The organism is Pseudomonas sp. B21-028 (assembly GCF_024749045.1).
GTDB lineage: Bacteria > Pseudomonadota > Gammaproteobacteria > Pseudomonadales > Pseudomonadaceae > Aquipseudomonas.
On record NZ_CP087184.1, the window covers coordinates 1,855,436 to 1,866,332 of the forward strand.

At 52.9% G+C, this 10,897-nt stretch carries 10 protein-coding genes; all 10 read left to right on the top strand.

From position 1 onward, the window contains the following. Positions 1-21: 21 nt before the first annotated feature. The 10 genes from rpsA (at position 22) to LOY35_RS08495 (ending at position 10,683) form a co-directional block, all read left to right on the top strand. Positions 22-1,716 (top strand): 30S ribosomal protein S1, encoded by a 1,695-nt coding sequence (gene rpsA / locus LOY35_RS08450; protein ID WP_024778729.1) that lies wholly within the window; start codon positions 22-24, stop codon positions 1,714-1,716. A gap of 217 nt (positions 1,717-1,933) precedes the next feature. Beyond that, the gene (locus LOY35_RS08455) at positions 1,934-2,212 is read left to right on the top strand and encodes a hypothetical protein (RefSeq protein WP_258631918.1); all 279 of its coding nucleotides are present in this window, start codon (positions 1,934-1,936) and stop codon (positions 2,210-2,212) included. Between the two features lie 144 nt (positions 2,213-2,356). Further along, positions 2,357-2,653, top strand: coding sequence for an integration host factor subunit beta (gene ihfB, locus LOY35_RS08460; protein WP_003183877.1), 297 nt, complete (start codon positions 2,357-2,359; stop codon positions 2,651-2,653). A gap of 27 nt (positions 2,654-2,680) precedes the next feature. Next, positions 2,681-2,905, top strand: coding sequence for a LapA family protein (locus LOY35_RS08465; protein WP_258631919.1), 225 nt, complete (start codon positions 2,681-2,683; stop codon positions 2,903-2,905). A 193-nt stretch (positions 2,906-3,098) separates the two neighbouring features. Beyond that, entirely contained in the window at positions 3,099-4,163 is a 1,065-nt protein-coding gene (locus LOY35_RS08470; protein ID WP_258631920.1) for an LPS O-antigen chain length determinant protein WzzB, read from the top strand. Positions 4,164-4,781: 618 nt separating this feature from the next. Then, complete coding sequence (gene wbpA, locus LOY35_RS08475) at positions 4,782-6,095, top strand: UDP-N-acetyl-D-glucosamine 6-dehydrogenase (protein WP_258631921.1); 1,314 nt, start codon at positions 4,782-4,784, stop codon at positions 6,093-6,095. Positions 6,096-6,112: 17 nt separating this feature from the next. Next, a complete protein-coding gene (gene wbpB / locus LOY35_RS08480; RefSeq protein ID WP_258631922.1) occupies positions 6,113-7,063 on the top strand; it encodes a UDP-N-acetyl-2-amino-2-deoxy-D-glucuronate oxidase in 951 nt (316 codons plus the stop codon). 112 nt (positions 7,064-7,175) lie between these two features. Further along, a complete protein-coding gene (locus LOY35_RS08485) occupies positions 7,176-9,026 on the top strand; it encodes an acyltransferase family protein (protein ID WP_258633518.1) in 1,851 nt (616 codons plus the stop codon). Continuing rightward, positions 9,023-9,598: a UDP-2-acetamido-3-amino-2,3-dideoxy-D-glucuronate N-acetyltransferase gene (gene wbpD, locus LOY35_RS08490; protein ID WP_258631923.1), complete on the top strand. Its 576-nt coding sequence runs from the start codon at positions 9,023-9,025 to the stop codon at positions 9,596-9,598. The genes LOY35_RS08485 and wbpD overlap by 4 nt, the downstream gene beginning before the upstream one ends. Positions 9,599-9,600: 2 nt before the next feature. Next, positions 9,601-10,683 carry a DegT/DnrJ/EryC1/StrS aminotransferase family protein gene (locus LOY35_RS08495; protein WP_258631924.1) on the top strand — a complete coding sequence of 361 codons (1,083 nt, stop codon included), beginning with the start codon at positions 9,601-9,603 and terminating at the stop codon, positions 10,681-10,683. Positions 10,684-10,897 lie beyond the last annotated feature (214 nt).

The following is a 10,897-nucleotide window of genomic DNA, read 5'->3' on the forward strand; positions in this document are numbered from 1 at the left end:
CCCTAATCAACAGGAATTAAAATGAGCGAAAGCTTTGCGGAACTCTTTGAAGAAAGCCTGAAAACCCTGAACCTTCAGGCAGGCTCCATCATCACCGGTGTTATCGTTGATATCGATTACCAAGCTCGCTGGGTAACCGTTCACGCTGGTCTGAAGTCTGAAGCACTCATCCCGCTTGAGCAGTTCTACAACGATGCTGGCGAGCTGAACATCAACGTCGGTGACGAAGTTCACGTTGCTCTGGACTCGGTTGAAGATGGCTTTGGTGAAACCAAGCTGTCCCGTGAAAAAGCCAAGCGCGCTGAATGCTGGATCGTTCTGGAAGCGGCTTTCGCAGCTGAGGAAGTGGTCAAGGGCGTTATCAACGGTAAGGTTAAAGGCGGCTTCACTGTCGACGTTAACGGCATCCGTGCGTTCCTGCCAGGTTCCCTGGTTGACGTCCGTCCAGTGCGCGATACCACGCACCTGGAAGGCAAAGAGCTGGAATTCAAGGTCATCAAGCTGGACCAGAAGCGCAACAACGTTGTCGTTTCCCGTCGCAGTGTCCTGGAAGCCGAAAACTCCGCCGAGCGCGAAGCTCTGCTGGAATCGCTGCAGGAAGGCCAACAGGTCAAGGGTATCGTCAAGAACCTCACCGATTACGGCGCATTCGTCGATCTGGGTGGCGTCGATGGCTTGCTGCACATCACCGACATGGCCTGGAAGCGTATCAAGCATCCTTCGGAAATCGTCAACGTTGGCGACGAGATCGATGTCAAGGTTCTGAAGTACGATCGCGAGCGCAATCGTGTTTCCCTGGGCCTGAAGCAACTGGGTGAAGATCCATGGGTCGCTATCAAAGCCCGTTACCCAGAAAGCACCCGCGTCACCGCTCGTGTTACCAACCTCACCGACTACGGCTGCTTCGCTGAGCTGGAAGAAGGCGTTGAAGGCCTGGTACACGTTTCGGAAATGGACTGGACCAACAAGAACATCCACCCTTCGAAAGTCGTACAAGTCGGCGACGAAGTGGAAGTCATGGTTCTGGACATCGACGAAGAGCGTCGTCGTATCTCCCTGGGTATCAAGCAGTGCAAGTCCAACCCATGGGAAGACTTCTCTGGCCAGTTCAACAAGGGCGACAAGATCTCCGGCACCATCAAGTCGATCACCGATTTCGGTATCTTCATTGGTCTGGACGGCGGCATCGACGGCCTGGTTCACCTGTCCGACATCTCCTGGAACGAAGTGGGCGAAGAAGCCGTACGCCGCTTCAAGAAGGGCGACGAGCTGGACACCGTTATCCTGTCGGTTGACCCAGAGCGCGAGCGCATCTCCCTGGGTATCAAGCAGCTGGAAAGCGATCCGTTCTCCGAGTACGTCCAAGAGAACGACAAAGGCGCAATCGTTAAGGGCATCGTGAAAGAAGTTGACGCCAAAGGCGCCATCATCACCCTGGCCGACGATATCGAAGCGACTCTGAAAGCCTCCGAAATCAGCCGTGACCGCGTTGAAGACGCACGTAACGTTCTGAAAGAAGGCGAAGAAGTAGAAGCCAAGATCATCAGCGTTGATCGCAAGAGCCGTGTAATCCAGCTCTCGATCAAGTCGAAAGACGTTGAAGACGAGAAAGAAGCCATCCAGAGCCTGCGCGACAAGCCAGTTGCCTCGGATGCTCCAGTAGCCACCACCCTGGGTGACCTGCTGCGTGCTGCACAAGCGGAAAAACAGAACTAAGTTCTGATTTTCTGTAAAAAAAGGGCGACTTCGGTCGCCCTTTTTTGTGCCTGCGATTCCATTCATTTCTACGTTCCGCCTGGGCATGACTCGCCAAGGGGGGCATGACGAAACCAATTCCTTGATAGAGCGGTCTCTTTTGTTAAGTGGATCAATTATCTATATAGCAATCAGGGGTTGTTTTGGAACTGGATGGCCTCTTGCCTATAGGACTTGAATGAACAGACTCTTTCTTGTGTTGGTGGTATTGACGCTGGCAGGTTGCTCCACAAGTGCCAAGACCCACGCAGTACGCGGTGTCAGTGGCATTGAGATCGACTGCTCAGGGTTGGGCTCCGGTTGGGATAAGTGTCATAAGCGGGCTGCCAGGGAGTGCAAGGGCGCGGGTTATAAAGTGATTACCCGATCCGACGACGCGAAAGATGAGGACTCGTATCCCTTTGGTTTCAATCCTGCGGGTTATCTGACGCGGACGATGTTGGTCATGTGTCGATAGCCTGAGGAAGGTCCCGCCATCTGTGCGGGAAGAGCAACAGGGGAATGAAGAAGAATGTCAATACTTGGGCTGTTCAAATCCCTTCGACCATGCTAAAACCTTTTCAAGCGATTTTCCTAGCTGCTTGAAAAAGAAGGGAAAAATATGACGAAGTCGGAGTTGATCGAACGTATTGTCACCCATCAAGGGCTACTCTCATCCAAGGATGTGGAGCTGGCTATCAAGACCATGCTCGAACAAATGTCCCAATGCCTGGCGACCGGAGATCGTATCGAGATCCGTGGCTTCGGCAGTTTTTCCCTGCATTATCGTGCTCCGCGGGTCGGGCGTAATCCTAAGACCGGTCAGTCCGTGAGCCTTGACGGCAAATTCGTACCTCATTTCAAGCCGGGCAAGGAGCTCAGGGATCGCGTGAATGAGGAGGAGGGGGACGAGTTTTGACAGCGCATCAAAAATAAAGAGGTGTTCATGGGGAACTTTAAGCGTCTGGCGCTTGTCGCAGTAACACTGCTTGTGGCTGCGGTCATTGTCCTTTTCGTGCTCGAAAATAATCAGCCTGTTAGTCTGCTGTTTTTCGGCTGGTCGGCTCCGCAGCTTCCAGTTTCGGTTTTCGTGCTGCTGGCGCTGCTGATGGGTATGGTATTCGGTCCGTTGCTAACGTGGTTCGTTGGGGGGCGGCGACGGCTGAAATAATGGAGTGTGGGAGCCTGGTAGTCTTGGAGTAAGGATCGCTGCCAATAATTTTTATGACTACGGGTGTTCTTGTTTGTGCTTAATTTAATTCAGTTTGCTCTGCTGCTTATCGGGACTTTGCCTGCTGTCCTGTCTCTTCGTGCGTTCAGTTTGTTCGCAAGCGTGATGTCAGACATAGGAGGCGAGGCCCTGCATGCAAAATGACCGTGGTGAAGTGCGTGGCTCTGATGAGATAGATCTGATAGAGCTTGTGCGCGGGCTTTGGGCTCAGAAGTGGTTGATCTTGGGTGTGACGCTGTTGGTTACTATTGGCGCCGCCGCTTACGCATTTTTTAGTAAGCCAGTTTACGAAGCAAAGCTTTTCATTATGCCGCCTACTCAGAATGGAATTGCTGAGTTGAATTATGGGCGTGGCAAGAGTACTGATCTCGATACCTATTCCATTAAATATGTCTATGATGTGTTTGCTCGGAATCTTCAGGCGGAGTCTATTCGCCAAAAATTCTTCAATGAAATTTATCTTCCTTCTCTTGATGAGTCCCGGCGAAAGGGAGCGCTTGATCGTGTATATGAGCGTTTCTCTCGAGAGCTGGTGGTCAAGGGGCCGGGTAAGGATACTCCTGATCGCTTCTCGGTAACCGTTCAAGGCGGCGATCCTGTCCGGGCGACAGAATGGGCTAAGGCCTATGTCGAGCGCGCTAGTGAGGCCGCCGAGTCGGAGCTTATCAAGAACGTTAGAACGGAGGCTTCGGTAAGAGCGCGCAATATCGAGCAGCGGATCGTTAGCTTGCGTGAAACCGCGCAGCGGCTGCGTGAGGATCGGATTCAGCAACTGCGTGAGGCACTAAAGATTGCCGAAGCGATTGGTTTGACAACTCCGACCATAAACTCTTCTGCTGCAGTCGATATTACCGTAGATACAGGTAGCAAGATGGATTATCAGCGAGGCAGCAAGGCACTGACGGCGGAAGTCAATGCGCTGGAGTCGAGGACTTCTGATGATGCATTTATATCAGATCTGCGATCACTGCAAATGCGCTATAACTTTTATCGTAAGTTGAATATTGATCCTGAGCGTCTTTCGGTTTATCGGCAGGATGGTAGTGTTGAGGTGCCAGAGAGTCCGATTAAACCAAGAAAAAGCTTGATTTTGTTTCTGGGCATCATTGTGGGTGGTCTGTTGGGCGGTTTCATAGCCTTGATCCGAATTGTTGTTATTCGAAATAAGGAGCAACAGCAGACCGTTAGGCTGGGATGATCAGTAACGATTAGATATTCCTTGGTAACAGTTCGTCACCGAACACGCTTCTTGAGCCCGTCTTTATAAAGGTATCTTTGTAAGGGTGGGCTTTTTGTTGATGGGAGAATAAACCTATCGGTAGAAAGGAGCATGGTGTTCCGCGTAGGTTTTCAGGCTGTCAGTAAGATTGATGGATGTCTCATTCAAGCGTCAGGGCGGTGCAAGGACTTGCTGAAGGCGCAACGGGGGGCTTGATGATGATATCATAATGGTGGCGCGCGTTGGGTTGACTAATGAAAAAACCCAGTGAAAGGGGGTTAGGCGCTCGCAAATGTGCAATCCAGAAAGCCATTTTATTACGTAACGGGCATAATGGCGATCTGTGGTGGTGATGATCATGTGCTAGTGGTGTCGGTGACAAGCCATTGCTGCGCTGAGATGAGCGTTGAGCTCAAGTAACTGTACCTGCTGGGGCGCCTCTACCATTTGCGAGATCTGGTAGCAATAGGAAGAAATGAGGTGACAGCGTTCAGCGCCCGTTCCATGGGTTGGGATAGGCTTTGACGGCCGATAACGGCTAAGCCTGGATCAGGCCTCTAACAATTAGTGATTTTGATAAGTTAAATGGAGAGTTGGATGTCGAGCATAAAGCAGGCGAGCGTCGCCAAATTCAAAGAAAAAAAGGCCGTTATCGGTATCGTCGGTCTTGGATACGTCGGCCTGCCTTTGATGCTACGTTACAATGCTATTGGATTTAAAGTGATTGGGCTCGACATCGACAGTTCAAAAGTCAATTTATTGAACTCAAGTAAAAGCTACATTGAACACATTCCAAGCGAAAAAATTGAGGTCGCTCGCCAAAGTGGATTTGAGGCGACGATTGATTTCACTCGTGTGTCTGAGTGTGATGCGCTCATTCTCTGTGTGCCTACACCGTTAAACAAGTATCGCGAGCCGGATATGAGTTTCGTGATAAATACCACTGATGCAATCAAGCCATACCTAAGGGCGGGGCAGGTCGTTTCTCTTGAAAGTACTACTTATCCAGGCACGACAGAAGAAGAGCTGTTACCACGTGTACAAGAGAAGGGGTTGCGCGTAGGAGAGGAGATTTTTCTGGTTTATTCCCCGGAGCGCGAAGATCCGGGGAATCCAAACTTTGAGACCCGTACAATTCCGAAGGTCATTGGTGGCCACACGCCCCAATGTCTTGAGGTAGGTGTTGCTCTTTATGAACATGCAATCGACCAAGTCGTGCAGGTAAGCTCGACCAAAGCCGCCGAGATGACCAAGCTCCTGGAAAATATTCACCGTGCAGTCAACATTGGCTTGGTGAATGAGATGAAGGTGGTCGCGGACCGCATGGGTATCGATATTTTCGAAGTGGTCGATGCAGCTGCAACCAAGCCATTTGGCTTTACCGCCTATTATCCAGGCCCAGGTCTCGGCGGCCATTGCATCCCAATTGATCCGTTTTACCTGACTTGGAAGGCTCGTGAGTATGGTTTGCACACGCGCTTCATCGAGCTTTCGGGTGAGGTTAATCAAGCGATGCCGGAATACGTTCTAAGCAAATTGATGGATGGTTTGAATGAGCGTGCCAAGCCTCTAAAAGGCAGTAGAGTTCTAGTGCTTGGTATCGCTTATAAGAAAAATGTGGATGATATGCGTGAGTCTCCATCCGTTGAAATTATGGAACTGATCGAGGCCAAGGGAGGTATTGTCGGCTATAGTGATCCGCATGTTTTGAAATTTCCGAAAATGCGCGAACACCATTTTGATCTTTCTAGTGAGCCTCTGACCGCTGAAGTTCTAAGGGCTTATGATGCTGTCATCTTGGCTACAGATCACGATAAATTCGATTATGAGCTTATTGGTCAGCACGCTCAGTTGATAATCGATAGTCGTGGTAAATACCGCGCCCCTCAATCGAATATTATCAAAGCCTGATGACAGGAGAGTTTTAGATGAAACGTTTTGCTCTAATCGGCGCTGCTGGTTATATTGCGCCACGTCATATGCGTGCTATCAAGGATACTGATAATACTTTGGTTTCAGCCTATGATATCAATGACTCGGTAGGCATCATCGACAGCATTTCGCCGCAAAGCGAATTCTTCACCGAGTTCGAGTTCTTTCTTGATCACGCCCACTGCCTCAAGCGCGATCCGGCGACCGCCTTGGACTACGTTTCGATCTGCTCGCCCAATTACCTGCATCACCCGCATATTGCCGCCGGCCTGCGCCTGGGCTGTGACGTGATCTGCGAAAAGCCGCTGGTACCGTCCCCGCAGCAACTGGACCAATTGGCCCTGATCGAGCAGGAAACCGGCAAGCGGCTGTTCAACATTCTGCAACTGCGCCATCATCAGGCAATCATTGCCCTGAAGGACAAGGTTGCCCGCGAGAACAACCCGCACAAGTATGAAGTCGACTTGACTTACATCACTTCCCGCGGCAAGTGGTACCTGCAAAGTTGGAAAGGGGACCCGCGCAAATCGTTCGGCGTAGCCACCAACATCGGCGTGCACTTCTACGACATGCTGCATTTCATTTTCGGCAAGCTGCAGCGTAACGTCGTGCACTTCACTTCCGAACACAAGGCAGCAGGTTATCTGGAGTACGAAAAAGCACGCGTACGCTGGTTCCTGTCGGTCGACGCCAACGACCTGCCGGAATCGGTGAAGGGCAAAAAGCCGACTTACCGTTCGATTACCGTCAACGGCGAGGAAATGGAGTTCTCCGAGGGGTTCACTGACCTGCACACCACCAGCTATGAGGAAATCCTGGCTGGTCGTGGCTATGGCATCGAGGATGCTCGCCACTGCGTAGAGACGGTCAATACCATTCGCAGTGCGGCCGTCGTCGCGGCAGTGGACAGCGAAGCGCATCCGTTCGTCCAGGCTCTTTCTCGCTGACAGAACGAGGTAGCACGGGTGGCCTTGCGCCACCTGTTTTCATATTTCCCAAGCAGGATCTCGAGCCAGGGTGTCGAACGATAATTTCAACAAGCCAAACGAAGCGGGTGCGATGCGCCACGCGCGCAGTATTCGTTTCGATATTCAGGGTTTGCGTGCAGTCGCGGTTTTGGCGGTCATGCTTTATCACACCAATAGTGATTGGCTGAAAGCCGGCTATGTTGGCGTCGACATTTTTTTTGTCATCTCTGGCTTCATCATAACGGCATTGTTGACCGAGCGAAGCGATAAGGTCGATCTCGTTTCATTCTATGCCAGCCGTATCAAACGCATTCTACCGGCGTATTTCGTCATGTTGGTGGTGGTGTGCACGCTATCCGCGATTTTGTTTCTGCCTGATGACTTCGCATTCTTTCTCGCCAGCCTGAAGTCCTCGGCGCTGTTTACCAGCAACCAGTACTTCGCTGACTTCGGCAGTTATTTCGCGCCGCGGGCCGATGAGTTGCCGCTTTTGCATACCTGGTCCTTGGCCATCGAGATGCAGTTCTACCTGTTCTTCCCGGTGATGGTCATTTGCTTGCCGAAGCAATGGCGTCTCATGGCATTTGCCTTACTAGCCGCCAGCCTATTTGTCTGGAGCGGCTACCGTGTATTGGGTGAATCGCAAGATGGGTTGTACTTTGCCCTGTCGGCACGGATTCCCGAGTTCATGGTCGGTGCCATCGTTGCCTTGCTGATGCGCCAGCGCGAGCTACCCGTATTACTTGCAAGCGTATTCGGTGGGCTGGGAGCAACCCTGCTTGCTTGGGCGGTGCTGGCTATCGATAAGCAACACTTCCCAGGCTTCTGGTCCATCCTGCCTTGTATCGGGGCAGGGCTACTCATCTCCGCCCGGCGTGGTTTGGTCAACGCATTGCTGGCCACTCGACCGATGGTCTGGCTCGGCGGCATTTCCTATTCGTTATATCTGTGGCATTGGCCGGTGCTGGCGTTCATTCGCTACTACACAGGGCAGTACGAGCTAACGGCCGCTTGGTTGCCGGCTTTCGTGGTCAGCTCTGTACTGCTGGCATGGCTTTCCTATCGCTTGGTCGAAACACCCGCCAGAAACGCTTCTGGCATGATGCGCCAGGTGCCCAAGTGGGCTGTAGCCGGTGCAGTGGTCGTGCTGGTGGTGTGGGGCGGGCAACGTGTGAACGCCTCGCTGGTCGCTCCTCTGCCTGTGGAGCTCACCCGTTATGCTGCTCCAGAACTGATTTGCCATGGCACCCAGGTGGGCGCGTGCAAGCGAGGCAAGGCAGATGCCGAAGTGTCCGTCCTGGTAATTGGCGATAGTCATGCTGCCCAGTTGAACTACTTCTTCGACCGGGTGGGGGAAGAGCAGGGTGTTGCTTACCGCGTGATCACTGCCAGCAGTTGCGTGCCTATCCCCGGCTTCGACTTTGAACGCCTGCCAGCCTGGGCGCAAAAACCTTGTCGCGCGCAGATCGAGGCCGTCGCCCGTGAGTTGCCAAAGGTGGAGCGGGTAATCGTCGCAGGTATGTGGCAGTACCAGATGCAGAGCCAAACATTCGCCAAGGCGTTTGCTGAGTTTCTCGTCAATACTGCGGGAGCCCATAAACGCATCGTGGTACTTGCCCAGGTGCCAATGTTTGAAACAGACGTACAGCGGGTAAGGCGCTTTACCGAGATTGGCCTGTCGGCGCCATTGAGATTCAATCGCGAGTGGCAAGTTGCCAACCAGCAAGTTCAGGCCATTGTCGACCGGACGCCTGGCGTGCGTTTCCTGGACTTTTCCAACAGCAGCTTCTTTGCCGCTGCGCCTTATCAGCAAGGCTTGCTCATCTACCGTGACAGCCACCACCTCAACGAGGTAGGTGCAAGTCGTTATGGGCACTATGCTGCCGAGCAATTGCAGCGTGCTTTCGATCAACCTCAGTCCAATGTGAGTCTGAAGCAATGAACTACTATCAGCACCCAAGCGCGATTGTCGATGAGGGCGCGCAGATCGGTGAAAACTCCCGTGTCTGGCACTTTGTCCATGTTTGCGGGGGGGCCCGGATCGGTGCCGGCGTTTCGCTCGGCCAGAATGTGTTTGTGGGGAACAAGGTTGTGATCGGCGACCGCTGCAAGGTCCAGAACAATGTATCAGTCTACGATAATGTCACGCTGGAGGAGGGCGTGTTCTGTGGCCCCAGCATGGTCTTCACCAATGTCTATAACCCTCGTTCGCTGATCGAGCGCAAGGACCAATACCTCGATACGCTGGTAAAAAAGGGCGCTACGCTTGGCGCCAATTGCACCATCGTCTGCGGCGTCACCATTGGTGAATATGCCTTCGTCGGTGCTGGCGCTGTCATCAACAAGGATGTACCAGCCTATGCATTGATGGTGGGCGTACCTGCACGGCAGATTGGCTGGATGAGCGAATTTGGCGAGCAACTGCAGTTGAACGAGCAGGGCGAGGCCTTCTGTTCGCATACGGGGGCGCGTTACGTGCTGAACGGAAAACTTTTGAACAAGATGGATGCCTGAGCATGATTGAATTCATTGACCTGAAAAGCCAGCAAGCACGTATCAAGGACAAGATAGACGCCGGCATCCAGCGTGTCTTGAGCCACGGCCAGTACATTCTTGGCCCAGAAGTGCAGGATCTGGAGGGTCGCCTGGCCGCCTTTGTCGGCGCCACGTTTTGCATCAGTTGCGCCAACGGCACCGACGCTCTGCAGATCGTGCAGATGGCCCTGGGCATTGGCCCTGGCGACGAGGTGATCACTCCGGGCTTCACCTACATTGCTACTGCCGAAACAGCCGCCCTGCTGGGGGCCAAGCCTGTATATGTGGACATCGACCCACGTACCTACAACCTTGATCCGCAGTTGCTCGAAGCGGCGATTACGCCGCGTACGAAGGCGATTATTCCAGTATCGCTGTATGGGCAATGTGCTGACTTTGATGCGATCAACGCTATTGCTGCCAAATACGGCATTCCGGTGATCGAGGACGCGGCGCAGAGCTTTGGCGCTTCGTACAAAGGCAAGCGCTCGTGCAACCTTACGACCGTTTCCTGCACCAGCTTCTTCCCTAGTAAGCCGTTGGGTTGCTATGGTGATGGTGGCGCGATCTTTACCAATGATGAAGCGTTGGCCACCGTTATTCGCCAGATTGCCCGGCACGGTCAGGATCGCCGTTATCACCACATCCGGGTTGGGGTGAACAGCCGGCTGGATACCCTGCAAGCAGCTATTCTGCTGCCTAAGCTTGAAATCTTCGAAGAGGAGATTGCGCTGCGTCAGCAAGTGGCGGGTTGGTACGATGTGGCCCTCAAACAGGCGGGCGTCGAGACTACCCCTTTCATCGATGCAAGCAATATCAGCGCCTACGCGCAATATACTGTGCAAGTGGACGATCGGGATGCGTTGCAGAAACGACTGCAGGCCGCCGGCGTTCCGACTACCGTGCATTATCCGATCCCACTGAACAAGCAACCTGCAGTGGCGGACGAAGCATCGTCGTTGCCAGTTGGTGACAAGGTTGCCACTCGCGTGATGAGTCTGCCTATGCATCCCTATCTGGACAAGTCTTCCATCGATACCATTTGTGCTGCGTTGACGAGCTGACGGATGTGCATACTCGCTCGGGTCGACAGGTCTGTCCTGCTGAATACCGTTTTGGTTATCTCCCGCTTTGCCGTTGCTCTGTGGGTAAACACTCATTACATATTTTTTCTCCATGAGTATATGGGCGCAGCCAACAAGTCTATCAATGTCGGGCTCTATCTGTTGATTCTGGCGTTTGCCTGCGGGGCTGTGTGGCGGAGGGATTCGCAGGCTC

What these genes read in the sequence shown, in the direction of transcription:
- rpsA (WP_024778729.1), top strand. Translation starts at nt 22, where the DNA reads ATGAGCGAAAGCTTTGCGGAACTCTTTGAAGAAAGCCTGAAAACCCTG.
- LOY35_RS08455 (WP_258631918.1), top strand. Translation starts at nt 1,934, where the DNA reads ATGAACAGACTCTTTCTTGTGTTGGTGGTATTGACGCTGGCAGGTTGC.
- ihfB (WP_003183877.1), top strand. Translation starts at nt 2,357, where the DNA reads ATGACGAAGTCGGAGTTGATCGAACGTATTGTCACCCATCAAGGGCTA.
- LOY35_RS08465 (WP_258631919.1), top strand. Translation starts at nt 2,681, where the DNA reads ATGGGGAACTTTAAGCGTCTGGCGCTTGTCGCAGTAACACTGCTTGTG.
- LOY35_RS08470 (WP_258631920.1), top strand. Translation starts at nt 3,099, where the DNA reads ATGCAAAATGACCGTGGTGAAGTGCGTGGCTCTGATGAGATAGATCTG.
- wbpA (WP_258631921.1), top strand. Translation starts at nt 4,782, where the DNA reads ATGTCGAGCATAAAGCAGGCGAGCGTCGCCAAATTCAAAGAAAAAAAG.
- wbpB (WP_258631922.1), top strand. Translation starts at nt 6,113, where the DNA reads ATGAAACGTTTTGCTCTAATCGGCGCTGCTGGTTATATTGCGCCACGT.
- LOY35_RS08485 (WP_258633518.1), top strand. Translation starts at nt 7,176, where the DNA reads ATGCGCCACGCGCGCAGTATTCGTTTCGATATTCAGGGTTTGCGTGCA.
- wbpD (WP_258631923.1), top strand. Translation starts at nt 9,023, where the DNA reads ATGAACTACTATCAGCACCCAAGCGCGATTGTCGATGAGGGCGCGCAG.
- LOY35_RS08495 (WP_258631924.1), top strand. Translation starts at nt 9,601, where the DNA reads ATGATTGAATTCATTGACCTGAAAAGCCAGCAAGCACGTATCAAGGAC.